A 26,461-nucleotide genomic window follows, 5' to 3' on the forward strand; every position below is an offset into this window, starting at 1 on the left:
GCGACCATGAGTCTGGTGATGAATAACCCTGAGTTTAAAGCCCTACACTCGAACAATGTTAAAGTGAAGAAGATTAAGAAAATGAAATCCATCATGAAACTATGTGGAAAACTCGCCCGTGTCCTAGTAGGGATTGCTCGTAATGGCTCTGACTATAAACCGGAAATGGTCTTCCCTCTTGAACAACTAGCAGCATAAATTTAATAGATTGACATGGTTATTTAACGAAAGTTGGCTTATTCGTAGGAATTCAAAGAAAGCACGAAGTACTGGATGTAATGAACAAAAGGGCAATGACCCGTTCCGTTAGCAAAACCGGCCTCCACCCCTTGGATAGGCATGACGAAGGAATGAAAGGGCATAGGATTATGACCCGTTGAGACATGGGAGGGAAAGCATCCAGGGGCAACGTGGAAAATGCGTGCAGCATATGTAATAATATGGGATTTTTAACAGATCCCCTATTTCAATCTGCCCTCATCTTATCAAAACGGTCCGATCTCTTTCGTTCATCTAAAACAACCTATACCATGTGGTTTGAAATCCTGCGAATAAGCGAGTATTCGTGAGCATTATCTATTAAACTGAGGGAGTTCATTAAGAAAGTCTAGGCTTCCCCCATTCCAAGAATAAAATAAATAAATTCAAACAAAATGCACTCCCTTTAAAGAGGTGGATTAATAAGTGTTAGCATATATATAATTCTAAAATTCAAAGACAGGTGGGTGATCTAGCCAATGGATTTTATTCAAATAATTTCAGAAGTAATCCTAATGAGACCTACCTCCTATTCCAAGCTAAAAATGATTTTGATTAAACTTTTTTATAAACGATCAGACTTTATTGACTGGAAGTTCTCAGACTATAACTTCTTCTTCTTTCAGTGTCGCTATAGGGTGCAAGAAATAATGGTCGAAAGGGATTAACCTTTTACCTTCTTGTACTTTGTTCACCCAGTCCGGATTGACCAATGCACTCGTTCCGATTGCGATTAGGTCAGCATCTCCCGACTCAATGAGGAGCTTTGCTGCGCTCGGTTCTCCTAATTTGCCATTGGCGATGACGGGAAGGCCACTGTATCGCTTAGCTAGCTTAGCAAGAGTCGGTCCGTCCTCCACGAAAGCCGGGACAAACGCCTTATATTCGGTCGTATGGATGTAACTTGGGGATGCAGCCGCTAATCGTTCAAAAATAATCTTCGCATCTGTCTCTCCGTTTGCCCATTTGTGATGAAAATCGTTTACTTTCCCTTGTGAGATACGAACACCTACCATGTAATCTGGGCCGACGACAGAACGAATGGTTTCCAGCACTTCCACGACGATGCGGATTCGTCGCTCCGTTGAACCGCCATATTCATCTGTTCGATGGTTCGTATAATCGGTGATGAATTGATCGAGCAGGTAGCCGTTCGCTGCATGGACTTCCACCCCATCGAAGCCAATCTGCTTAGCACGGAGAGCAGCTTGTGCGAAGCTGTCGATTGCTATGCGGATTTCCTCTTGAGTCATCTCTTTCGGAACAGCGAACTCTCCGCTCCCTCCATGATCTTCGAGCATCTTACCCACAGGTTTTACTGCTGACGGAGCGATTGGCGTAAATCTGTTATGCTGAACAAGTGCACCCGCATGCATTAACTGTGCGACAATTTTTCCACCTTCGCGTTGAACCGCCTGAACGACAGGTCTCCACGACTCAGCTTGTGCATCATGGGCTATGCCGGGTTGGTTCTCATAACTTTGGCTGTTCACTGTATCGGGATAGATGCCTTCCGTTATAATAAGACCGAAACCACCTTTCGCAAAACGGGTATAATAACGGACCATACGTTCATTTGCGAGCCCGGACGGTTCTGCACTTGTTCGGGTCATTGGCGATAATACCACCCGATTCGGCAATTTCAGGGACTCTAATTGGAATGTAGAAAAAAGATTGGAATATTTACTCATATTGAATTCCTCCTATAGTTTACCGTGGCAGCGCAATTTTTTGCCATCGAAGCGGTTTGTTTTATTAATATTATTGTATTCCATCAACTCCATATAATAAAATGATTAATATTGATATATCCATCAAAATTATTGATGTTAATTGGAGGGTCTTCTATGGAGTTAACCGATTTAAAAGTGCTTATGGCGATCATAGAGGAGGGCAGCATAACCCGTGCGGCAGAGAAACTGGGCTACGTTCAGTCGAACATTACAATGCGGGTTCGCAAAATGGAGTCGGAGCTTGGCACCCAGCTTTTTCAAAGAAATCCGAAAGGCGTAATACCAACTGAGAAGGGGCTCGTCTTCAGCAATTATGCCTCGAATATTTTGCTTAAGATGGAGGAGGCCATGAGGGCTGTAAAAGAACCAGATTACCCATGCGGACCGCTTGTGATCGGTGTTGTGGAGACGGTCGCTTCCTCTGGACCATTTATTCGCGCGTTATCCAAGTTTCAAAGCAAATACCCCGAAGTTGCGTTATCACTGATCACTGGGACGTCTCCGCTTAATTACGAGAAAGTGTTGAACGGCCAGTTGGATGGAGCTTTCTTTACGGGCGAATTTGACTTATCCCAGTTGCAAGTCGCCTATGAGATTCGAGAAGAAGTCGTCCTTCTGACTGCCTCTGATGGAAATGAACCTTCAATTTTTCCGGACGTTGAGAATGCAGCATGGGTTGTGTTTTCGAAGGGCTGCCCTTTACGTGCAACCATCGAAGATTGGCTTCACGGCGTCGGTGCAACCCCCACGAACATCGTTGAGATCAGCACGCTGGAGACGATGCTGAACTGCGTACGAGCAGGAATCGGGTACACGCTTCTAACCAAATCAGCCGTTGCTGTGAGCGATGATCGCGTACGGGCTCATCCGGTTCCGGAACAATACCGATTCGCAACAACGCGACTGGTTTCCCGAAAAGAACAGTTTCAGAGCAAAACGTTCGCTGCATTTGCAGACTGTGTCAGAGAGACGGGAATTTGATTGAAATTATCTAATATGCATTTTTAGTTAACATAAAAATTTATTATATGAAGTTAGCAAAAAAAGCCAATCCCATACAGTTCAAGGGATAGGCTTTTGTTTATTTTTTATCGTTAATACAGGTTTTTATACATCGTTGTACGTACGACCAAGCACCAGGTGGCTGTATAAAAAAGTTGAATTTTATGGTACTCTTACTCAATTAAATGGCCCTTTAATGGAATAACATAAACAACTTTAAAGTCACTTAACAGTATTCCTTATGGAACTATCCTGCCCCGTTAGTGCCATAAGAAAAAGGCAGCCTCAGCAACCTGCCTTATTGTATAGTTGACACAAACTGTGCAAGAGGAGGAGAAAGCCTCTGCCTCAGATGTTTACTTTTCGAAGCTTCTGAAACCCTTACCTTGCGACCCGGTGTCTTCAATGTTTTCCTTTGCTCTTCCCTTCTAGAGCTACAGATGTGCTTTAATTTCACTTAATCACTGCCTTAATTTATTTTAAATTCTATGTATATAACTCTTAACAATATCAAAACCTATGACTAGCAACACATTACATTCATAGGAGCTGACAACATGGCTAGAAATAACAACAGTAATCAATTAGTAGTTAATGGTGCAGAGCAAGCTCTAGAACAAATGAAATACGAAATCTCTAGTGAATTCGGTGTTACACTTGGCGCTGATACAACATCTCGTGCAAACGGATCTGTTGGTGGAGAAATTACAAAACGTTTAGTGCAAATGGCTGAACAACAATTAGGCGGAAGAACTCGTTAATCGAAATCATATGTAATGTTAGGGATAGTGATTGGACTATCCCTAATTATAATTTTACAAATTTCAAAAAAGAAACAGAAACATCAGTAGCTGTTATTTTGCTATGTTGCATTACGAATACACTACGCTTATTAAACTAGGCCTCAAAGACAGCTCCAATCTTCTGCTAACGCACCCGTTAGTTTAAGTACAATTCTTCACAAACTTGTACTTTTTCACACTTTATTTTTACAGGAATGCTGCCCAGTTTAGTAGGTTTCACCATTATCCGCTACAGGGTAAAAGAATCAATTCCTACCCTCTCTAAATTTGACCAAGTTATACCAGCTTACTCCACCATGTTTTGATTCTGACATGCCATGGCTAACAAATCCAAATTTTTCATAAAAAGAAACTAATTCCTGTTTACATGTTAAAGTGATTCCTTCTCTTTCATTTTCTTCTACAAGTTCTTCCATTTTCTCAATTAAAATCTTTGCAATTCCTTGGTTTCTAGCCTGCTTGGACACTGCTAACCCTAAAATACTCTGATATCCTCCTCTTTTCGGATTCTCTTTGATTTCCTCAAAAAGATCATCAGTTATATAAGGCTGATTAATAATAGGACCATTAATATAACCAAGTATTTCCCCTTCCTTTTCTGCCACAATAAAGGTATCAGATATCAACTGAATCCTCTCCACAAATGCTTCTTTTGTGGCAGCTTCTTCTATTGAAAAGCCTTCATTCTCAATAAATAACAGCTGTTCTATATCAGTAGTTTGAACATTTCTTAAAGAAATCATCTTGTCTGCAACCCCTTTCCTAACTGGATTGACCTAAAAACATTAGTAGTAATAATTTTATGGGCTTTACTACCATTGTTGAAAAATGTTTAGAATCTAAACAATAATTTATCAAGAAAGCTTTAATTTATGTATGACTACTCTCTTAAGAATAAAAATATATTTATTATATTGTGGCAGTCAACGGATTATGTTGCTTAATCTCTTGTATTGATAGATATAAAGAATAGTTCCCATAATCGAGAATTTTATTAAGAAAAAGATTCAATAGTTCTTGAGAATTAACTTTTATTTTTAAATGGTAACAGCCTTCTCCCGATACTCGGTGAGCTTCAACTATCTCGACCTATGCTCGATCGCTCTGAAAGGCACCGGATCCTGATCCTAACTAGCAGCCGAATCTATGTGAAATTATCGAAACAAATCCGCCTATTCAACACTTTAACACACTAAGGCTGTAAACTTCAGTTGAGTGGGGTCCTGACCTCAATTTTGTATTTTGTTTGGGAAGTATAATTTTCGCCTGCTAAAAGAAGAATATCTCCAAAATCTTCAAACTCAATCGCTCCTGGAGCAGTTTGGGTTTCAAACGTTATTCCGCCGTGTTGAATTAATTTTTCTCCGTGCATAAGTGGCACACCTTTCACAAAGTTTGCAGTGTAAATGACAACCGCAGGCTCTTCTGTGTATACCTCGACTGTTATTTTCTGGTCAGGACTAATTAATTTGGCTGCAGTTTGATGAAGTCCTGAGCACGTAAGGAAGAATGGATGATCGATTCCTTGAACCTTTTTAACTTCTGCGTCAATGGCTTCAAAGGTTGATTTTATTTTCCTGGGGGTTCGAAAATCATAAGGCGTGCCAATTGTGCTTCGCTTTTCCCCAGTTACCGTGGTATCTTCATTTACTGGTGCAAATTCTTCAGAAAAGATTTGTAAGAAATGATCATCGATTGGATTGCTGGGGTGCCCTGTTAAGTTAAAATAGACGTGATTGGTCGGATTAAAAATTGTGTCTTTATCACTTTTTGCTTGATAGCTCACTGACCAAATATTTAAGTTGTCTAATGTATAAGTCACACTTACTTTCAAATTCCCCGGAAAACCATTCTCGCCATCAGGTGAGTTGGTTGAAAAAATGATCGATGCACTTTCATCCGTCTCCTTCACTTCATAATCCCAGATTTTTTCATCGAATCCAGGGTTGCCACCGTGTAATGTATTCCCTAATTGATTTACAGATGTTTGGTAACGTGATTCACCAATTGAAAATTCACCATTTTTTATTCTTCCAGCGACTCTTCCTATTGTTGCTCCATAATATGTTTCTTTTTTGTAATCCTCAATCGAGTCAAATCCCAATACAATATTCCTACGACCTGATTCCGTTGGGACGAAAAGATTGACGATTCTTGCCCCAAAGTTTGTAACTTCTAATATCACTCCATTATCATTTTCGATTGTAAACAGGAAGGCTTCATCGCCAAAGGGACTTTTTGTTAATTTCATTTTTTCAGACTCCTTTCATAATTAAATTTTCAGCCATTATGATAAATAAAGGCCGAAACAGAAGTTCCGACCATTTTAAATGAGCGCGTTGAGTCCTCATTGATTTCATATATAATTAACACACGAGCTGAGGACTAACCATCAAACTTTTATATTTTACAATGACGTTTTCAACTGTGAAACCAAATTTTTCATAAACAATAGTTCCGGGAGCTAAAGCACCGAATGTATCGGTGGTGACAGTTGCGCCATTTAGCCCCACATATTTGCCCAACCGAAGCTTGAGCCTGCTTCAGTTGCCACACGTTTTGTAACGCTTGATGGTAATACCGCTTCTTTATAATCAATAGATTGTTGATCGAATAATTCAAAACTTGGAAGAGAAACAACGGATACATCGATTCCTTCTTCACGTAGTTTTGCTTGCGATCTGCTACAAGTTTTACCTCTGAACCAGTGGCAATTAAAATTCCTTCAGGTGTTTCACAAGAACACCCGCAAATGCTGATTTATATTGTTCAGCTAATTCTGGAAATTGTTTAGCGTAATCAGTGAATAAAAAGTTCCATTCACTTTCTGCACTACATCCACGCGCTTGAATCGTTTCACGGAAACGGTTGTATACTTCTTCCGGAACTTCAAAAGCAGCATGCGGCCACTCATAAACACTTTTTGTGTGTTTGATGCCTTCATCCCCTAATAGTGCTCCGTGAACACCGCTTGTCCCTTCATCCGGCGGACCATAGCCAATAACCGTTTTTACTTCAATTGATGTTGGTTTTGTTGTTTCTGCTTGGGCTGCTTCGATGGCCTTTGCTATTTCTTCTAAGTCATTCCCATCTTTAACCAATATAAGTTGCCAACCGTATGCTTCAAAACGTTGCCCTACGTTTTCTGTGAAGGCTTTTGAAGTGGGACCGTCTAGAGAAATTTCATTTGAATCGTAAAGTGCAATTAATTTTCCTAGTTTTAAATGCCCGGCAAGCGAAGCTGCTTCCTGAGAACCCCCCTCCATCAAATCCCCATCACCGCATAAAATGTAGGTAAAGTGGTCCACTATGTTAAACTTGCCTTTATTATAAGTAGCGGCTAAATGAGCCTCTGCCATCGCCATCCCTACCGCATTTGCGAATCCTTGTCCAAACGGACCAGTCGTTGCTTCCACTCCTTCCGTATGATGCACTTCTGGATGTCCTGGTGCAAGAGAATCCAATTGACGGAAGTTCTTCAACTCCTCAATCGAAAAGTTGTAGCCTGCTAAGTGAAGCAAGCTATATAGCATGGCTGAACCGTGTCCAGCTGATAATACGAAACGTTCACGGTTCGTCCAATCACGCCCCGTCTTAGGGTTCACGTTTAAAAATTTTGACCAAAGAACGTAAGCCATTGGTGCCGCACCCATCGGTAAACCTGGCTGTCACGAATTTGCTTTTTGAATCGCGTCAATACTTAAAGTACGAATCGCGTTTACTACCAAATTGTCAATTCTATCAAACACTTAAACTTCCTCGATTAACGTTACCCAGTTTAGAACGCTTTCATTTCAGACATGTATGCAGGAACTAAAGAAGACGCTGTACCGACTCTAAAAGGAGTTAGTAAAGTACCATTCTTTGAAAAAAGCCAAAAATCCGTGCATTAGCACTAATCGCCCTAATTTTTGTTAACGTAGTATGATACTTGCCTTGAACATCTGCTGCAATTTGCGTATAGCTTCTTTGAATTCTGCTCCAAACCTCATAGATCTATTTTAAGCACTTTTCCCCTTAGCTTGTCTACTTTCTCCAATTTTTTCAATTTCCTCCAAAGTATGACCTCGAGTTTCAGGAACGCATGTCCGGATAAATAAAACACCAAGTAAACAAATAGCACCGAAAATTGCAAAAACAGCTTCTTGAGACATCGAAGCGGTCATGATTGGAAATAGCAATCCAACCAAGAAAGAACCAATCCAGTTAAATGATGAAGCTAATCCTGACGCACGCCCGCGAATTACAAGCGGGAAAATTTCTCCAACTATGACCCAAGTTAAAGGAGCCCACGTGAATGAATAAAGTGCTACATAGATACTTAAAAAAACAACCATCATCATCGGATTTGCATTAGGAATTAATAAATTCAATATTGCCGGCAAAATAAAGGATAGCCCCATAATAGTTCCGCCTATTGTTAATAAAGTACGGCGATTAAATTTATCAGCAATCATTAGGAATATTAATGAACCTAGTACGAGAATAACCCCTTGAATAATTGGCCACATCAATACTGAGCTGGCTTCATGCCCTGTTGCTTTTTCCACAATCATAGGAATATAATAAAAAATTGCGTTTGCGCCCTGGAATTGTTGAAACGCAGCAACACCCACACCAGCAATTACTAAATAACGGTATTTATTACTTAAAAGTGTACCCCATGATTCTTTTTGATTTACCTTTGCTTCCTCTTTGGCAGTTTCTTGAATTTCTGTTATTTCAGAATCAATTTGTTCTTTGTTAGAGCGAATATAGCCCAACACCTTACGAGCTTCATCAATTTTATTGTTCTTAATTAAAAAACGTGGGGATTCGGGTAACCTTGACACTCCAATAAATAAGATCAAAGCAGGTACGGCAGCCAAACTAAGCATCAACCGCCATGCCATGGTTCCTGGTAAGTCTTTCAATAAATAAGCGACAATGTACGAAAGCAACATTCCAGAGACAATCATTGTTTGATTAATTCCTGACAGACGTCCACGTAAACGTGCAGGCGCCAGCTCAGACATATAGGCTGGGACCAACGCAGAAGCAGCACCAACAGCCAACCCTAATAAAATCCGAGCAACAATCATAAAAAGGATCCCATTATGAGGGGATATTCCTGCCAAAATGGATCCAATAGCAAAAATGATAGAAGATGTTAAAATCATTTTGCGCCGTCCTAAACGATCAGAAAGTTGTCCGGCCAGGGCACCTCCAAAAATAGCTCCAAACATCAACGATGAGGTAATCCAGCCAATAGCACCAGGGTTGTTTTGAAGGTTCCAATCATGTTGCAGAAAAGGCAAAGCCCCCGTCATAACGCCGATATCATAACCGAAGAGAATGCCTCCAAAAGCCCCAAAAAAATAAATGAATCCACTTGAAATTTTCTTTTCATTAACCATTTAAGTTCCCTCCTCAAGGTTTTAAAATTATATTTTAAAAAAATCCCACTACTAAAATTTATTTATTAGGATGAATTCTGTGTCGTTATTGTGCTATTAAAACGCTTTCATCTTTTCCCTGAAAACCACGACCACGCTTACGAATAAAGGGATCATACTAATGGTTACATTTCCATTCTTCAACTTCTGGAATACCTATTTTTCCCCTCCAAGGAAGCAGAGCCTCCTTGGAGGGGAGAGACATTACTTAATAACTACGTATTCCAAGCCAACAAGTTTTGCATAGGTTATGATTTGGTCCGTTGTTAAATTCAATGAAACAACTGTATGGTGACCGCCACCATTCTCAAGCCAAGCTTTCACTCCATCTTGGAAGTTTGGCTTCACTTCCCAAAGTACACGGGCCACTGGAAGGTTTGGTGCTGGAACAGTTGGTTCAAATGCAGAAACTTCATTAATCAAAAGTTTATAGTGTGTACCAAAGTCAGCCATGGAAACAACGACACCGTCTCCTGCTTTGCCGTCGAATACTAAACGTGCTGGATCTTCACGATCACCTATACCTAATGGAGATACAACAATTTTTGGTTTGTTACTTGCTAAAGATGGGTCGACTTCAAGCATATGTGATTGAAGGATTGATTCTTGTCCAGCAGCTAATTCATATGTGTAATCTTCCATAAAGCCAGTTGATTGGTTATGGCTCATCACTTTCAGTAAGCGATCAAGTGCTGCCGTCTTCCAATCTCCTTCACCCGCAAAGCCATATCCTTGTGCCATCAAACGTTGGACGGCAAGACCAGGAAGTTGTTTCATCCCATATAAATCTTCGAAGTTCGTTGTGAAGGCCGTGTAACCACCATCATCAAGGAAACGTTTAATCGCAATTTCATAGCTTGCCTGTACCTTTACGCTTTTCTCCCAATCTTCCCTACTGTAGGTACCATAATCAAATTCATAAAGGCCTTCGTATTCTGCAAATAAAGCATCAATTTCTTCATCAGTAACCGCATTTACATATTGAACAAGGTCCCCGATTCCAAAATAGTCAACTGTCCACCCAAATTGGATTTGCGCTTCAACCTTATCCCCTTCGGTCACTCCAACGTTACGCATGTTGTCTCCAAAGCGAGCGACCTTAATGTTGAAGCTTTCGTTATAAGCAACCGCTACGTCCATCCATTGTGCAATTTGCTGTCGCACTTCAGGGCGCTCCCAATAACCTACAACAACTTTATTTTGTTTTTTCAAACGGGCATTGATAAAACCATATTCACGGTCACCATGAGCGGATTGGTTTAGGTTCATAAAGTTCATATCAATCGTTGCCCAAGGAATACTTTCATTGAATTGTGTAGCTAAATGAAGCAATGGTTTTTGTAATAATTTTGTTCCACGAATCCACATTTTTACAGGTGAGAAAGTATGCATCCAAGTGATGACACCGGCAACTTCGTTACGATAATTGACTTCTTTCATGATGCTTGTGATTTTATCTGCACTAACAGCTAAATCTTGCAATACAAGTGGATAAGGTAAAATACCGCTTTCATTTAATGCATCGGTTATCGTTTGTGCATTCGCCTTGACCTCTGCTAACGCTTCTTCCCCATATAGATGTTGTGATCCTACGACAAACCAAAATTCCTTTTTTGTTGTTAACATAATAATCCTCTTTTCTTAATCTAATGGTTTGATAATTTGATAGAGTTAATCTTACTTTTGACCGTAATAAGCATATTTTCCATGTTTTCGTAAATAGTGTTTATCCAAAATATTTTGTGGTAATTCTTTTGCAAAATGATTTAATTCCCGTGTAAATAAATTCATTTTCGAAACTTCATCCAACACCACACTATTCATTACGGCGGATTTTGCATCTTTGCCCCAAGTAAACGGACCATGACCATGAAGTAAGACACCAGGAACGGCTAAAATGTCTAACCCGCGCTCTTCAAATGTTTCGATGATTAACTTCCCAGTCTCCACTTCGTACCCACGATCAATCTCCTCTTGTGTCAGGTAGCGGGCACATGGGACGGATCCGTAAAATGTGTCTGCATGAGTGGTCCCCATCGCTGGAACATCAAGGCCTGCTTGAGCCCAGATTGTCGCCCAAGTTGAATGAGTATGCACAATGCCGCCGATTTCTTGGTAATACTTATAAAGTACTGCGTGAGTCGCTGTATCTGATGAAGGCCTCAACTCTCCTTCAACAACATTGCCATCTAAATCAACAACAACCATATCACTGGCTTTCATCGTTTCGTAATCAACACCACTAGGTTTGATAACAAATAAACCACTTTCACGATCAATGGCACTTGCATTTCCCCATGTATATTTCACGAGTCCATATTTAGGCAAGTCCAAATTTGCTTGAAATACCTCTTCTTTCAGTTGTTCTAACACGTTAATCCCTCCAGTTTTCCACTCATAACATCAAATTGTCTACAGCGGCCTGCTCAATCACTAAACCCTTCCTGTATCTTTCAATAAATGCTTCAAATCCTTTAACATCTATTTGATCAGGATAAATTTCTTGCCCATCAACCTCTTCGAATACTTTTTTGTCGAGGAAGTCTTCTAAACTTTCTTTTTGATCTTCATTCATCATGTAAGATGCAAGAATCGCCATTCCCCACGCGCCGCCTTCTCCTGCTGTTGACATTACTGATACTGGAGTATTCATTGCAGCGGCAACAATTTTTTGTCCAACAAGAGGGGTTTTAAATAAACCACCGTGAGCCAAAATACGATCAATTGCAACATTTTCTTCCGTTGTCAAAATACCCATTCCGATTTTCAAAGCACCGAAAGCAGTAAAAAGGTGAGTCCGCATGAAGTTTGCTAGATTGAAATGACTCTCAGGTGAGCGGACAAATAGTGGTCGGCCTTTTTCTAATCCTGTGATATTTTCACCTGAGAAATAACCGTAGCTAAGCAAACCGCCACCATCTGGGTCGGCTTCCAAAGCTTTATTCAACATCACATCAAATAATTTATCCGTTTCAACCTTTTGTCCCATTGCCTCAGAAAATTCACGGAACAATCCCAGCCAAGCATTGAGATCACTTGAACAGTTATTCGCATGAACCATTGCAACTGGACTACCGTTTGGTGTAGTTACCAAATCAATTTCTGGATATACTTTTGAAAGTTCTTTCTCTAATACAATCATGGCAAAAACTGAAGTTCCTACTGAGATGTTTCCGGTACGTTTCCTCACACTATTCGTAGCAACCATTCCAGTTCCAGCATCGCCTTCTGGTGGGCAAATTGGAGTGCCTGGTTGTAAATTTCTTGATCTATCCAGGATTTTCGCTCCAATTTCGGTTAATTCACCAGCTTGTTCGCCTGAAATGTAGACTTTAGGAAGAATCTCTTTTAGCTTCCAAGGATAACCTTTCGCCGCAATTAAATCGTCAAACTGTTTGACCATTGATTCATTGTAATCTTGCGTTGATTCATCAATTGGGAACATGCCTGAAGCATCTCCAATGCCAATTGCTTTATTACCAGTCAATAACCAGTGAATGTATCCAGCCAAAGTCGTAATACAATCAATGCGAGGCAAATGTTTCTCATCATTTAATATTGCTTGATAAAGGTGAGCAATACTCCATCGTTCAGGGATATTAAATTGAAATTGATTAGTTAATTCTTTTGCTGCAACACCAGTTGTTGAGTTACGCCAAGTTCGAAACGGAACAAGTAGCTCCCCTGTACTGTCAAAAGCCATATACCCATGCATCATTGCAGAAAATCCAATAGAACCTATTTTTCGAATTGTAATTCCGTAATTTCGTTCAACTTCTTGCTTCATTTCACTATAAGCTGTTTGCAGACCAGTGATAATATCCACTAAGTTGTACGTCCAAAATCCATCTTCCAAGAGGTTTTCCCACTCATAACTTCCAGATGCGATTTTTTCATAACGATTATCAATCAACACCGCTTTAATACGTGTGGATCCAAATTCGATTCCAAGTGAAGTTTCTCCCTCGGTAATCGCTTGTTTAATTTTTAATCGATTCGTTTGCACGTTAACCCCCCTGACAGCGCTTTCAATAAAAAGGAGGCGCTTAAATTTAGTAACAACCATATTATATTTTTTGTACGTACATTTGTCAATAATCAATATCATTTATACTTACAACTTCCAAACAAAGTCCTCCATCCTCACCTTAAAGTTAGTAAATTAGTAATAAAGGAATATATATGACATAAAACCCAAATGATAAATGGGGGGAATTTATAACTTTTCAAGAATTTATACAAAAAACTAAGGTGATTGTTTTAATTTATTCAAAACTATGTTAAAATATGTCCGTACAAATATTTTAAGCAAATAAATTAGAATGCAAACAACCATGAAAGAAGTGAGGTTTAATGAAACCAAAGTATCAGGTAATCATTGATGATTTAAAAAATAAAATCCTTACAGGTGAATATAGTGTAGGGGAACAAATTCCTACTGAAACCGCCATGCAAGAAATGTACAACGTTAGCCGACACACTGTACGAAAGTCCATTTTAGAATTATCAAACGAGGGATTCTTAAGAAGTGAAAAAGGATCTGGCACATATGTTAGTAACCAATATCAATCAAAATCTGGTGGTAATTCCAAAAATAAAACGATCGGTGTAATCACTACCTACATTTCTGATTACATTTTCCCTTCTATTATCCGAGGAATTGAAAGAAGATTGAATGAAGATAATTATTCGTTACTATTAGCCAGTACAAATAATGATGTCGAACAAGAAAAAAAAGCCTTGGAAATGATGTTGTCATTTGGCGTGGATGGTTTGATTATTGAACCTACAAAAAGCAATCTATACAATCCCAACATCGCTTACTACCTATCGTTTAAGGAACAAGAGGTTCCATTCATCATGATCAACGCTTATTATGAAGAATTAGAGGTTCCTTTCTTTTGCCTAGATGATGTGCAGTCTAGCTATCTCGCAACAAAAGAATTGATTTCAAAAGGACACACCCAAATTGGACTCATTTCGAAAATGGATGATTTACAAGGAAAGTATCGAATGAAGGGATATATAAAAGCACTTGGAGAAGCCAAATTACGCTTTCAACCAGAGCAATTGCTTTCGTATACTACAGAAACGAAGCTAGACCTATACACGAACTTGAAAGGGTTCCTAAATGAAAATAGAGACGTGTTGACTGCCATTGTTTGCTATAACGACGAGGTAGGGTTGGAAGTAGCAAATGTATGCAGACAACTTGATATTTCTATTCCCGAACAATTATCAATTATTGGCCAGGACAATTCTTATATTGCGAAAAATGCTAATATCAAACTAACGACATTGACACACCCACAAGAACGAATGGGACATGATGCAGCTGATTGGGTCATTAAGAAATTACAAGGAAAAAAGGATTTACCAAACGAAACCTATTATCAACCAGTGTTAATTGAAGGCGAAACTGTCAAAGAGTTAGAAATACAATAATCTTGTATTGGGTGACAGGAACGGCCCGAAAAATCTTATTTCACGGAAATATTCCACGAGTCACGAAGGAAAACCCAGTCTATGTTCACAAAAGTCGTGAACATAGACTGGGTTATTTTACTCTGTTATCAATTAAGTAGAGAGAACTTTAATGTATTTGACGCTTACTCATCACCAAAAAGGAGCCCAACAATGGTCATAACTATTTAGTTTTGATCTCTAACACCGCACAGTTTTCTACATGTGTCGTATACGGAAACAAAGGTGAAGTTTGTAACCCGTGTACCATGAGAAGCGCGTAGATATTCCTTTAGCTGCTTGTGAATCATACAGACTTCTTCGCAAGGCGGTACTGTCTATCATGACGACAAGTGGCTGGCGAAGCCCCATCTTCTGTAGCGTCTCGAAGTGAATGGCCTCATATCCTTCTTCTCGAAACCATGTGGCAATACCCGCAAATGTAGCCAAATGTGGAAGGTGGGAAAAGCCGCACAGTTGAGAAAAATATGGGAAAGCCTCTAGAAATTTTCTTATTTGCGCAAGGAATCCAAGCGAAACCATGTTTTGAGAAGAAAGCTTTTTAGAAAGGCTTTTCTGCATAATAGAGGACGCCCCGTGTTACCAACAGGGCATTTTAAGGTTTGCATCCCATCAATTCCTTGTAACACATGAGTGGTTGAATGAGAATCTTTAAAATAGGTCAGCATAAAGATAGTCCGTCTTCCTTCCTATGATGGAGTGGTGTCTATCATAGGAAGGAGGACGGATTTTTTATTCATCATTTTTTGCATAAAAATGAGTTTTGCGACACGCTGGAACGTAAAAAACGACCCTTTTTCGGCAAAAACAACCCGTTCGTAAAAGTGTACTTTTATGAACGGTAGCAACAAGGCTATACCGCCCATTTGGAAATTTCATACGCTAAGAGAATTCCAACCTGAAAAGTCGATATCCTATACGTTAAGGGATCGACTTTTTTACTTCTTCTTATAGAACTAAGACTTAACGATATTGGTTCCCCTTTCATTAATTAACCATTTACAAATCCCCCAAGAAGTTATCTACAAAAAAATTCTCAAAAGAATCATGTTTCCTTCTTTAAGTGGGTTGCACCGATAGTTGCATAAAGAAAAAGCTGCCTTAAAGACAGCTCCGATCTTCAGCTAACACACTCGTTAGTTCACAAGGAACCATTCTTATTAGGTTCACTATTCCAGATTTATTTTATCTTTTCTTGAACTTCACTCCCGTATTTCTCTCCTATTAAACAGCTAATTGAATCAAACTCATATTCCTCACGGATAGTTGCTTCTTTAGTTGCACTTCCATTTTCCAAAGCTTGCAGAGAATTTCTGTCATCATACTGAGGGACGAATGAAACCTCTCCTGAGAAAAAGTACATCCTCGCACCACATCGCCAGTTATCATAATTCCTGCACGTGGACCATTTTGACCGGAATACAAATATATAAGAGAGTGATTGTCCTTATTAATAATTGAACACATTAAGGTAGTTTAAAACTTGTTACAGAATTTCATTCTTCCCCACCCCTTGTTGTTGACTGTTGAGTAGAGATAAAATTTAATATATGTTGTTTTCCAGGTGTTGCCTGAATAGCACCTTTTATGGAAGCAGTAAGTGCTCCACTTGCATTTGCAAAAGTAAGTAAACGTTGATGATTTTCACTCACTCTTTCACATAGATTTTCATTAGATACTTCAAGTGACACTAGTTCGGATAAGAAACCTCCGATAAATGCATCACCTGCCCCCGTTGTATCTGAAACAATTACTTTAAATCCTTTGTCTTCATATTCCTCTCCATTTTTCAAATAAATATTTGCGCCATCGCTTCCTTTTGTATATACGACCACTTTCACGTCACCAACAAAAAGGGATTTAATCGCTTCCTTTTCCTTATTAATATTTGTTATAAAATATAATTCTTCATCGGATACTTTTACAATATCAGCTAGAGGCAAGAAGTTTAGTATGGTACGCCGACAGCTTTCTTCATCAGGCCATAAAGGAAGCCGGACATTAGGGTCAAAACATACAATTCCACCTATTTTTTTAAAACTATCTATCACTTTTATATGAGTTTGTTTCATTGGACTTTCAACTAAGTCCACTGAGCAAAAGTGAAGAAGATCTCCTTGATTAAACCACTCTGACTTCACCTCATCTGGTGAAAGCAATAAATCAGCTGTATTCTTTCGATAAAAATTAAAGCTTCTTTCTCCGAATTTATCTACAGATACAAATGCTAATCCAGTTTCTCCTTCATCGCTTCGAATAATATAGGAAGTGTCTACACCATTTTCTTGAAGCACGTCCATTAAATAATCTCCAAAATTATCATTAGCTATCTTGGTTAGTGCGACTGAATTCCCACCATATTTTGCAATTGCAATCGCAACGTTCATAGGAGCTCCACCGGCAACACGTTCAAAACTAGTAACCTCTTTTAAAGATTTTTCTTTTTGAATAGGAATAAAATCAATTAATGTCTCACCAATACAAAAAACCTTTTTCAATGTATTCACCCTTAATCAAGGAACAAGTGTCTAGACACTTGTTCCTTGTTATTTTATTTCCAGATGTCTTTTAGGTTCCAATAAGTCATTTCCTTGACTTGTACATCACCATTCTCAGTAAATAACTCAATACCTAACCTTTCTTCATTAGGATAGATACGACTTGTCATGGTCGTTTGTCCATCATTAGCAAAGATTTCAATGGAAGATCGATCAATAAATACACGTAGGGAAAGCTCTTCATTTGTACCAAGTATTGTGTTTCTAACACCATCTTCCGCTTTTCCTGACTTGGAGCAATCAAGTGTTAGCTGTTGTTTATCCAAGTGATACGTTAATACTGTCTCTTCTTGGCTAACACCACGAATTTTTAGACCTACAGATTGAGCGCTACAATTAGTTAAGTCAAACACAGCCTTCACTTCAAGTAAATCCTCTTTCGTTTCTACCAAATAGCTTTCAGAAATGGTTTGATTTGTACACTCATTGTGTTCAGAATCACGTAATAAGGTTAATTCCTCAACAGGATTCATTAAAATCTTGTTCTGATCCCCTAGCGTTATTTCGCGTGGTAATGTTAAGGCTCCACACCATCCATCTGCTTTTGTTGGCATGTTTGACTCCCACATATCCATCCAACCAATCGCAATTCGACGACCTTTATCATCTAATAGTGTTTGAACTGCATAAAAGTCATGTCCATTATCTAATTCAGTAAACGCTCCATGAACAAACTCGTTTTTTTCATAATTATAATCTCCAACCAAATAACCTGTTTGGAATAGGTTATTATATAAATCTCCTTTTGATTTAATACCTTGAGGAGAGATCATTAGAATATATTTTCCATCTAATTCAAAGAAGTCTGGACATTCCCACATATATCCAAGTGAGCCGTCACTTTGTGCAAGAACGCCAATGTATTCCCACTTCAGTAGATCAGAAGAACGGTATAAAATAACTCTTCCGACATTCTCCTTCGTCGAATTTCCTAAAACCATGTACCAGGCATCATTGTGCTTCCACACCTTTGGATCACGGAAGTGATGTGCACTATCTACTGGTGGTTTAGCAATAACCGGATTTTCTCCAACTTTCTCAAATGTTATGCCATCCGTACTGACCGCAATATTTTGATTTTGATAGAAGAGATCTTTTTCCTTGTCTGTATAGTGATGTCCTGTATAGATTAGGGTTAGTTCACCATTATTATCAACGGCACTTCCTGAGAAACATCCATCTGTATCACAAGCATCCCCAGGAGCTAAAGCAACAGGCAAATGCTCCCAATGAATGAGATCTTTACTTTTTACATGGCCCCAATGCATAGGCCCCCAATTTGCATCATATGGATGGCATTGATAAAATGCATGATATTCCCCTTTATACTGTGCGAAACCGTTCGGGTCATTAATCCAGTTAGCTGGCGCCATGATATGGTAACCTAATCGATACCGATCATTTATTTTTTTCTTGGCATTCTTCAGTGCCTCTTCAGCTTTTTGAATTCTATTAATTGTTAACATTCTAACATCCTCCTATATTATCTTTCGTAACCTTTCCCCATTGCCATTTAAGCCTTTGCTTTCTTTAGAACCTATTAAAGTAAAGATTGAAATAATGGTAAAACAAAAAACCATGATTCCCATGATGAGATAGGTATGACGAAATCCTACACTGTCGTATAATCCACCTGCGATTGGTGAAAGAATAGATGCACCTACCTGAGAGGCAAATTGGAAACCAACTAGATAAAGCACAGAAGATAGACGGGTATCGAAATTCGCTGCTAAATATTTAAAAATAGCAATTAGCATAATAGGCAATTCTAGAGCATGAATTAATTTCATCGAAGAAATCCCGATTGGCCCAACAACAATTCCAGAACCGATGATTCGGAAGGCCATTAAAAATCCTGCTAGAATTAAACTATTCTTTACACCAAACTTATTTACGATAAACGGAGCAAGAAACATCATTCCAGCCTCTAAAAATACTTGAAACGAGTTTAGATATCCGAATACTTGATTGCCTAAAGCTTCAGTCGGAAATAAAGATGCGTAATAAAGAGGGAATTGCTGATCATAAACACTGTAGAGGCAAGTCACCCCAATAATGTACATCATGAAAAACCAGAAATCTTTCAATAAGAAAAGTTGTCCAACGTCTTTTAATTTAATAGAATCGGCTCTGCTCATCTCTTGATCCGTCATTTCTATTTTCACAGACATAATAATGGCCACTAATATGATGGCTGAAACAGATGCAACCCAGAAATTGATATTTGGATTAATATTAAACAGCTGTCCTGCGAAAAATGTAGCTGCCGCCCACCCTAGAGAGCCCCACATTCTTGATTTTCCATATTCGAAATCATATTTACGGCTAATCTTTTCAATATAGGATTCAATCGCTCCAATACCTGCTAGAAAAGCAACAGCTAAATAGATACCTCCAACAATCGCGCCCCAAAAGACATTGTATTTTAATAATGGTCCATAGATGAAAATATAAAATGGTCCTACAAATACGAGCAGCAAACTAATGAAAGATAATATTTTTTTCTTTAAACCTATTTTGTCAGATATATAACCATATAGTGGCTGCATACATAAGGCGAAGATAGCGTTTACAGAAAAGATAATACCTGTTGCTGACCCACTTAAATTTATTTCTTGTCCTAACCAAATGGAAAATAAAGAGTAACTAGAAGACCAAGTAAAAAAGAAAAAGAAAAAATACGCACTTAACATCCAATACAGATTTTTTGAACTTTTCAATTTAATCGCTCCTTATACTAGACATGTGAAAAGAAATGAATAACTAGTTAACGATATGAAAAAGAAGACATAGAAATGTGAATTTTAACCCATACATGGTTGTAGATTTTTAATGATGATGCACTCTCTATTTAATGCCTGTACCTGAACCACCAATCCCCTCTAAAATATAACGTTGAGCCACAATACATACCTTTCACTTGCCCCTCATATGTCTTTCGTCATAAATAACTTATAAAAGCGCTTTCAACTGTAGTTTATGTCAACCGGTTACATATGTCAACCGATTGACAGTTTATTTTTTTGAAAAATCAGATATTATCTTCCGTTGATAATGAGCGTTAATCAATATCATTCAGTTGCAAAAACTTCAACACAACTGAAAATTTATTCCCAACCCTTGCACCTATTAGTACTTTTCTCTAAAATAGGTGCGTGTGATCAGCATGACGGAGGAAAATTTATTTAAGTAAACATACACTAATTTGAAATTATTTTATAATAGGGTTTTCCTAGTAGGTGACAGATTATGATATGCTATTAAATAGTATATTAATGGATTCTTTATACAATGTTGATGCCAATCTTTAATATATCTTTGAACCAACTGAAAAAATCTCAGTATCCAATCAATGGACAAAAACATGAAAACTTTATTCAAATGAGTAATTAAAAAAGTATTTCAGTATAAATAATAATGGATGTTTCTTAATAAGGTAGGAGGATATGAAATGAAGCCTAACATTCACGATGTGGCAAAAATAGCAGGTGTTTCATCAACCACAGTTTCCCGTGTATTAAATAACCGCGGTTACATAAGTGAAAAAACAAAAGAAAAAGTTTATAAAGCGATGGAAGAGATTAATTATTTTCCAAATGATTTAGCCCGTTCTCTATTTAATAAACGAACTAATTTAATAGGACTAATTATCCCTAATTCAAGTAACCCATTTTTCGGTGAACTAGCCTTTCATATTGAAAGCATCTGTGCTTCATTAGGCTATAAATTGTTACTTTGTAACAGCTTAAACCGTATAGATAAAGAAGAAAAATATTTAGAAATGCTCATACGTAATCAGGTAGATGGAGTAGTCGTTGTGACATATAATCGAGGTATACTAAATTATGAGAAGCAGAATCTTTCTGTTGTAGCGATTGACCACTATTTATCGAAAAACATCCCTGTTGTTGGCTCTGACAATTATAACGGAGGAAAAAAAGCTACAGAATTATTAATAATGAAAGGTTGTCAGTATATTGTTCATATAAATGGACCAATTGAGCTGCAAACACCAGCAAACTTAAGAAGAAAAGCGTATGAGGATGTTATGCAGGAACATGGCAGACTGCCAATTACATATGAAGTTTCACCTCGTCAAAATCATAAAGAAGTAATCTCTAAGCTTTTTGATGAACATCCAGAAGTAGATGGTATCTTTGCAAGTGATGATTTAATCGCGGCATCTGTTATAGCTGAATCTAAAAAACGGGGAAAAGATATACCAACGCAATTAAAAGTTGTCGGTTATGATGGAACAGAAGCAGTTCAAGTTTTACTGCCAGAATTGACAACCATACAACAACCAATTGATTTAATTGCCAAGACAGCAATTGATATATTATTAAAAGAAATTGAAGGTGAATTTAACGATTTTCCATTTGAGACATATCTGCCTGTTAAACTTTTAGAAGGTGGAACGACTTAATTTATTGTCTATGCATGATGTTTTGTGATAATTACAATTAATCTCTCATTTATTTTTAACAAACTGAAAATTCACTATAAATAGGAAATATTAACTAACTCCAGTGAAGCCCATAGAATGCAATACTCCATGGGCTCTTCTTGTTTAAAAAACTACCCATTATTTGCTGATTGATCGATTGTTAACTCTCGGTGACCAGTTGGTTCCGAAATCTTCGGGAAACTTTGACAAACAGGATTTCCCATTAGTCATTACCGTGATCATTACAGGGCCGGAAAGCATGGTTAAAAAGGATGAGTAATAAATTAGATATACTTCCCCAAGTTCCCCAATAGCTTGCGATAAAAAGTGGCGAGGGAGATACCTGAGTGGGCATCTCCTATAATGGTGCCAGCATCCAAAATTATCCCCCCAATAATTCTTATGTATCTATTAATTTTACTATAAAGAAAGAGCAAATCCCTTTAAAGCATTTATTTCTTGTTGAACTAAACTACCCCGTTAGCTCCATAAGAAAAAGCTGCCTTAAAGACAGCTCCGATCTTAAGCTAACACACCTTTTACTTGAATAAGAATATTACTTCTGGTTAGCAACCTCCATTACAATTTGGGAAACTAAGTAAGAAAAAACACTTAAACCTAAAATTCCTACTAAAATTAATAAAGGAGCTTGTTCTGCATACATCGTACATACATAGAACATAGTAAAACATAACAGTGAACCTACAATATTTAGTAAGATGTTCTTTTTATTTATTACAATAAACTCTCCTTTATGATTATCTTACCTTTTGTTTCATTTCACTGGCTGCCCCTTCATAAGAAAAGGAGCTGCTGATTAGCTGCTGATTAGCTCCTGATTAGCTCCTGATATTGAAGTAACGCACCCGTTAGTTCAACAAGAATATCTAATTACAAAAATTCATAATAACGATCTAATCAATTCTTCGCTTCCGTTTTCTGCTTCTTTCTAATCCATTTCCTTATCTTCTAAGCCATTGTTGATAATGGATTATCTCATGAGCCATGCTGCGTAAAATTGACCATAAAGCATCATTTTTTCCTCTTTCTGAAACTAATTCTTCATAATCTCCTGTTGCAATTCTTATGTACGGTTCAACAGTTTTATCATAAGGTGCAAAAAAAGTAGCACTTGCCAGTTCTTTTGTATCTTTGGTTTTAAGTTGATAATCCGTTTTTAGATATACAACAACCCTTATCGGAAATTCCATATATGTACGTAACCAAACCGCAAAGCTTAAGCAAGTTCGTCTTACTGATGAATTTACATTCCTTTCACATTTGACTCTTAATCCTGAGCGTAGATATTGCAAATCACTCGTTGTCATAATAATTCACCTTTAGTTTCATTTTATTGCATAATTCGCTATCTTCCCGAAATTTCTTTCTTCCACTAACCTGTCCCTTTAGTTCAACAAGAGAAATGAACAAAAAAAGAACCCCTTTGCAATAAAGGAGTCATTTTCATTCAATTTCAGTTGCAAATTGAAACAATTCAGGGTGATCTGCCATGTCTTGCATCGCTTTTTCTCTTTGTTTTTTGGCTGATTCTATGTCATCTTCAACTAATGTATCACTTCCAGGTAAAAGAATAACTTCTTCATCTACTGGTATTGGCGCATTTGCTAAATCGGTTTGTAAAGAAAAAAGACCAATGAAAGTGATTAATAATCCGAATAACATAAGGATTTTCTTAAACATAATCTACCTCCTTAAGATATGTTTAATTATACCATTTGGCGGCCTTCTTATGGCGCTAACGCACCCGTTAGTTTAAGTACAGTCCTTCACAAACTAACTTTTGAATAAGAAAAAGAGGTGCCGCAGCTACCTTCGTTGTTCTATTCAAGCCTCCTATAGTTTAAATGTGACTATTCACAAATATCCATTTTTATTCATGCTCCTATTTACTTATAACGATCGATAATTTATAGTTTGCATACTTGTTTAATTCTAATAAAAATTGATTTAACGCTTCATTACTTGGAAACCTGCACTCCAAAAGATAACAGCTATCTCCACTGATTTTATAATTATTGATAACATACCCCTCCTTTGTTTGGATAAATGAGAGATAAGGTTGATGGTGTGTACCTTCTATATAGATATTGATAAAGGCATACGTAAAGCACCCTAATTTCGCTTGATTTACTTTAATGCTATACCCCTCAATAACCCCATTGTCCTCTAATTTCTCCACTCTAGCTGCGGCTGCTGGTCCTGTTAAGTGAACTCTCTCCCCTAATTCTTTCATCGTAATCCGGCTATTGCTACATAACTCCTCTATAATTCGCTTATCTGTTTGATCCATCTGAACGTCAACTCCTTTCAAAAATAAAGTCAAACCCCTAAAACACTTTATTTTATCTGTGTATTTGAATGCTGCTCATATTATACACTTAACACTGTTAGGAAACACACATGAAAAGAAAGGGAGTTGTAAAGATGAAGATTACACAAATTCGAAATGCAACGATAGTTGTAGAATATGCAAATAAAAAGTTTTTAATTGATCCTATGTTAGCAGAGAAAGGTACGTACCCATCTTTCCCTGGTACGATTAGGCAAGATCAAAACAATCCTTCAGTGAGTTTACCAACCTCTGTTGACGATATTATTAGTGGAGTTGATGCAGTGATTGTGACTCACTTACATTTAGACCATTTTGACGAGGCAGCGCAAAGACTATTACCAAAAGATATTAAAATGTTCGTTCAAAATGAAGAAGATGCAAAGGAAGTCCAAAATACCGGGTTCCAAAATGTAGAGGTATTAACAAAGGACCCTGTCTTTGAAGGCATCCAATTAGTTAAAACAAGAGGCGAGCATGGAAGAGGAGAAGAACTATTAAAGCGTATGGGGGAAGTATGTGGCGTTGTCTTTAAACATCCAAGTGAAAAAACATTGTACGTAGCTGGTGATACAGTCTGGTATGAAGGTGTACAGGAAGAATTAGATACCCATAAACCAGATATTATTGTCGTCAATGGCGGAGATAATCAAATTATAGAATATGGTTCTCTCATTATGGGAAAAGAAGACATCTATGAATTACACAAGGCTGCTCCTAATGCTAAGGTTATTTCTGTTCATATGGAAGCTGTTAACCATTGGACACTATCTAGAGAAGAATTAAAAAACTTTAGTAAAGAAAAAGGATTCTCAAGTAATATTTTAGTACCAGAAGATGGTGAATCCTACAAATTTTAATATGAACACCGACAAATAGTGTCACGTTCCTATTTAAAAATAAGAAATAGAATAAGCTCATAATTATCGAAAATTTAATTATGAGCTTATTCTAATGAAGATATAAATGAAATGTTCCAAGGATGACAAAACAAACATGAAAAGCTACAAGGATATTTCGTTAGGAGGTGGGGTTCATGACAATGTCAGCAAAAGATACAAATACCTCAACACAGCAGCCTATATGGTTGCAAGAATATATTGATTCACCAGAAAGACAAATACAGCTTTATAAAAAAACATTAAGAATTTTGATTCTTTCACAAATCTTTGGGGGAGCAGGACTTGGAGCCGGTATAACAGTAGGAGCGCTTCTTGCACAAGACATGCTAGGGACTGAAAATGCGGCAGGAATTCCAACTGCCCTATTTACTTTAGGTTCTGCAGGAGCTGCCCTACTTATAGGCCGGTCTTCACAACGTTTTGGCCGTAGAGCAGGACTTACAGGTGGTTTCCTTGCAGGTGGTTTAGGTGCTATTGGTGTTATAATTGCCGCTTTAACCAACAGCATCCCACTTTTATTTATTTCTCTTTTTATTTATGGTGCTGGTACGGCGTCTAATCTACAAGCGCGATATGCAGGGACAGACCTTGCAACAGATAAACAAAGGGCAACTGCTGCAAGCATGGCCATGGTTTCCACTACCTTGGGTGCTGTAGTTGGTCCTAACTTGGTCAATACAATGGGTGAATTTGCGGATTCAATTGGTGTTCCAACCTTGGCTGGCCCCTTTATCTTGTCAGCAGCTGCTTTTATTATTGCCGGATTATGTATCTTAATTTTTCTTCGTCCAGACCCTTTGGTTGTGTCTACAGCTATTGCGAATGCTAAGAAAAAAGACGATACCGCACAGACAGGGACAAATTTAAAGAATGCTACCATAAACAAAAAGGGTGTTGTTGTAGGGGCTGTAATTATGATTTTGACTCAATTTGTCATGGCAGCCATTATGACAATGACACCAATTCATATGGGACATCATGGTCATGGTTTGGGAGAAGTAGGATTAGTTATAGGTTTCCATATAGCAGCTATGTACCTCCCTTCACCATTGACAGGAATACTGGTAGATAAGCTTGGCCGTATTACTATGGCTGTTGCTTCTGGTGCTACACTCCTAGCCTCTGGATTGGTGGCAGCTTTTGCACCGGTAGGTTCAATGCCACTGCTTACACTGGCGTTAGTACTACTAGGTTTGGGCTGGAACTTTGGTTTAATAAGTGGGACTGCTCTCATTATAGATTCAACACACCCATCTGTGCGTGCAAAAACACAAGGATCAGTCGATGTCCTATTTGCACTGTCCGGAGCAGCTGGTGGGGGGATATCAGGAATGGTAGTCGCTCATTCTAGTTTTGCAGCATTATCACTTTCTGGAGCCATTCTGTCACTAGTGCTTATACCTGTAGTTGTTTGGTCTCGGAAAAGTCCAAGCAAAGAGCTATGATAGAAAAGTTTTTATTAATACCTTATTTCTTGAATAGTTAGACT

21 protein-coding genes and 3 pseudogenes are annotated in these 26,461 nt (G+C 38.0%); 7 read left to right on the forward strand and 17 right to left on the reverse strand.

Annotation, left to right across the window (positions count from 1 at the left end):
- Nucleotides 1-198 (forward strand): annotated as a pseudogene (locus J7E52_RS19935) (IS110 family RNA-guided transposase); the annotation flags it as partial.
- Between the two features lie 659 nt (nt 199-857).
- Here the strand turns inward: J7E52_RS19935 and J7E52_RS19940 are convergent.
- A complete protein-coding gene (locus J7E52_RS19940) occupies nt 858-1,949 on the reverse strand; it encodes an oxidoreductase (protein WP_214750192.1) in 1,092 nt (363 codons plus the stop codon).
- Nucleotides 1,950-2,105: 156 nt separating this feature from the next.
- Here J7E52_RS19940 and J7E52_RS19945 point away from each other — a divergent pair, with 156 nt between their 5' ends.
- Entirely contained in the window at nt 2,106-2,972 is an 867-nt protein-coding gene (locus tag J7E52_RS19945; protein WP_214750193.1) for a LysR family transcriptional regulator, read from the forward strand.
- Nucleotides 2,973-3,550: 578 nt separating this feature from the next.
- Nucleotides 3,551-3,754, forward strand: coding sequence for an alpha/beta-type small acid-soluble spore protein (locus J7E52_RS19950; protein WP_214750194.1), 204 nt, complete (start codon nt 3,551-3,553; stop codon nt 3,752-3,754).
- A gap of 287 nt (nt 3,755-4,041) precedes the next feature.
- On the opposite strand, the gene J7E52_RS19955 is transcribed toward J7E52_RS19950, so the two are convergent.
- The 8 genes and pseudogenes from J7E52_RS19955 to J7E52_RS19990 form a co-directional block, all read right to left on the reverse strand.
- Nucleotides 4,042-4,539 (reverse strand): GNAT family N-acetyltransferase, encoded by a 498-nt coding sequence (locus J7E52_RS19955; RefSeq protein ID WP_214750195.1) that lies wholly within the window; start codon nt 4,537-4,539, stop codon nt 4,042-4,044.
- Between the two features lie 166 nt (nt 4,540-4,705).
- The gene (locus J7E52_RS19960) at nt 4,706-4,879 is read right to left on the reverse strand and encodes an Lrp/AsnC ligand binding domain-containing protein (protein ID WP_396020298.1); all 174 of its coding nucleotides are present in this window, start codon (nt 4,877-4,879) and stop codon (nt 4,706-4,708) included.
- A gap of 124 nt (nt 4,880-5,003) precedes the next feature.
- Nucleotides 5,004-6,047 carry an aldose epimerase family protein gene (locus J7E52_RS19965; RefSeq protein WP_214750196.1) on the reverse strand — a complete coding sequence of 348 codons (1,044 nt, stop codon included), beginning with the start codon at nt 6,045-6,047 and terminating at the stop codon, nt 5,004-5,006.
- A 115-nt stretch (nt 6,048-6,162) separates the two neighbouring features.
- Nucleotides 6,163-7,545 (reverse strand): annotated as a pseudogene (locus J7E52_RS19970) (transketolase-like TK C-terminal-containing protein).
- Between the two features lie 252 nt (nt 7,546-7,797).
- Nucleotides 7,798-9,192 (reverse strand): sugar porter family MFS transporter, encoded by a 1,395-nt coding sequence (locus tag J7E52_RS19975; RefSeq protein ID WP_214750197.1) that lies wholly within the window; start codon nt 9,190-9,192, stop codon nt 7,798-7,800.
- 243 nt (nt 9,193-9,435) lie between these two features.
- Nucleotides 9,436-10,857 (reverse strand): L-arabinose isomerase, encoded by a 1,422-nt coding sequence (gene araA, locus J7E52_RS19980; RefSeq protein WP_214750198.1) that lies wholly within the window; start codon nt 10,855-10,857, stop codon nt 9,436-9,438.
- Between the two features lie 51 nt (nt 10,858-10,908).
- Complete coding sequence (locus tag J7E52_RS19985) at nt 10,909-11,604, reverse strand: L-ribulose-5-phosphate 4-epimerase (RefSeq protein ID WP_214750199.1); 696 nt, start codon at nt 11,602-11,604, stop codon at nt 10,909-10,911.
- Between the two features lie 22 nt (nt 11,605-11,626).
- Nucleotides 11,627-13,237, reverse strand: coding sequence for a xylulokinase (locus J7E52_RS19990; RefSeq protein WP_214750200.1), 1,611 nt, complete (start codon nt 13,235-13,237; stop codon nt 11,627-11,629).
- A 347-nt stretch (nt 13,238-13,584) separates the two neighbouring features.
- Here J7E52_RS19990 and J7E52_RS19995 point away from each other — a divergent pair, with 347 nt between their 5' ends.
- Nucleotides 13,585-14,676 (forward strand): GntR family transcriptional regulator, encoded by a 1,092-nt coding sequence (locus J7E52_RS19995; RefSeq protein WP_214750201.1) that lies wholly within the window; start codon nt 13,585-13,587, stop codon nt 14,674-14,676.
- 237 nt (nt 14,677-14,913) lie between these two features.
- On the opposite strand, the gene J7E52_RS27485 is transcribed toward J7E52_RS19995, so the two are convergent.
- From J7E52_RS27485 to J7E52_RS20020, 5 genes and pseudogenes are all read right to left on the reverse strand, one after another.
- A complete protein-coding gene (locus J7E52_RS27485; RefSeq protein ID WP_214750202.1) occupies nt 14,914-15,276 on the reverse strand; it encodes a hypothetical protein in 363 nt (120 codons plus the stop codon).
- 661 nt (nt 15,277-15,937) lie between these two features.
- Nucleotides 15,938-16,167, reverse strand: a pseudogene (locus J7E52_RS27095) (ROK family transcriptional regulator); the annotation flags it as partial.
- Nucleotides 16,168-16,211: 44 nt separating this feature from the next.
- The gene (locus tag J7E52_RS20010) at nt 16,212-17,213 is read right to left on the reverse strand and encodes a carbohydrate kinase family protein (protein ID WP_214750203.1); all 1,002 of its coding nucleotides are present in this window, start codon (nt 17,211-17,213) and stop codon (nt 16,212-16,214) included.
- Nucleotides 17,214-17,266: 53 nt separating this feature from the next.
- Nucleotides 17,267-18,730 (reverse strand): glycoside hydrolase family 32 protein, encoded by a 1,464-nt coding sequence (locus tag J7E52_RS20015; RefSeq protein WP_214750221.1) that lies wholly within the window; start codon nt 18,728-18,730, stop codon nt 17,267-17,269.
- A gap of 21 nt (nt 18,731-18,751) precedes the next feature.
- Nucleotides 18,752-19,993, reverse strand: a complete 1,242-nt coding sequence (locus J7E52_RS20020) for an MFS transporter (protein ID WP_214750204.1) — start codon at nt 19,991-19,993, stop codon at nt 18,752-18,754.
- Nucleotides 19,994-20,724: 731 nt separating this feature from the next.
- Here J7E52_RS20020 and J7E52_RS20025 point away from each other — a divergent pair.
- On the forward strand, nt 20,725-21,699 hold the full coding sequence (locus J7E52_RS20025) for a LacI family DNA-binding transcriptional regulator (RefSeq protein ID WP_214750205.1): 975 nt from the start codon (nt 20,725-20,727) through the stop codon (nt 21,697-21,699).
- Between the two features lie 983 nt (nt 21,700-22,682).
- On the opposite strand, the gene J7E52_RS20030 is transcribed toward J7E52_RS20025, so the two are convergent.
- From J7E52_RS20030 to J7E52_RS20040, 3 genes are all read right to left on the reverse strand, one after another.
- Nucleotides 22,683-23,048: a hypothetical protein gene (locus tag J7E52_RS20030; RefSeq protein ID WP_286197936.1), complete on the reverse strand. Its 366-nt coding sequence runs from the start codon at nt 23,046-23,048 to the stop codon at nt 22,683-22,685.
- Between the two features lie 136 nt (nt 23,049-23,184).
- Nucleotides 23,185-23,421: a hypothetical protein gene (locus J7E52_RS20035; protein WP_214750206.1), complete on the reverse strand. Its 237-nt coding sequence runs from the start codon at nt 23,419-23,421 to the stop codon at nt 23,185-23,187.
- Between the two features lie 202 nt (nt 23,422-23,623).
- Nucleotides 23,624-24,031 carry an Lrp/AsnC family transcriptional regulator gene (locus tag J7E52_RS20040; RefSeq protein ID WP_034304420.1) on the reverse strand — a complete coding sequence of 136 codons (408 nt, stop codon included), beginning with the start codon at nt 24,029-24,031 and terminating at the stop codon, nt 23,624-23,626.
- Between the two features lie 134 nt (nt 24,032-24,165).
- Here J7E52_RS20040 and J7E52_RS20045 point away from each other — a divergent pair, with 134 nt between their 5' ends.
- Both J7E52_RS20045 and J7E52_RS20050 read left to right on the forward strand, forming a co-directional pair.
- Nucleotides 24,166-24,930: an MBL fold metallo-hydrolase gene (locus tag J7E52_RS20045; RefSeq protein WP_214750207.1), complete on the forward strand. Its 765-nt coding sequence runs from the start codon at nt 24,166-24,168 to the stop codon at nt 24,928-24,930.
- Between the two features lie 176 nt (nt 24,931-25,106).
- Nucleotides 25,107-26,417, forward strand: a complete 1,311-nt coding sequence (locus J7E52_RS20050; protein WP_214750208.1) for an MFS transporter — start codon at nt 25,107-25,109, stop codon at nt 26,415-26,417.
- Nucleotides 26,418-26,461 lie beyond the last annotated feature (44 nt).

This window comes from Bacillus sp. ISL-34 (assembly GCF_018613325.1).
In the GTDB taxonomy this organism is placed as follows: Bacteria; Bacillota; Bacilli; order Bacillales; family DSM-1321; genus Peribacillus.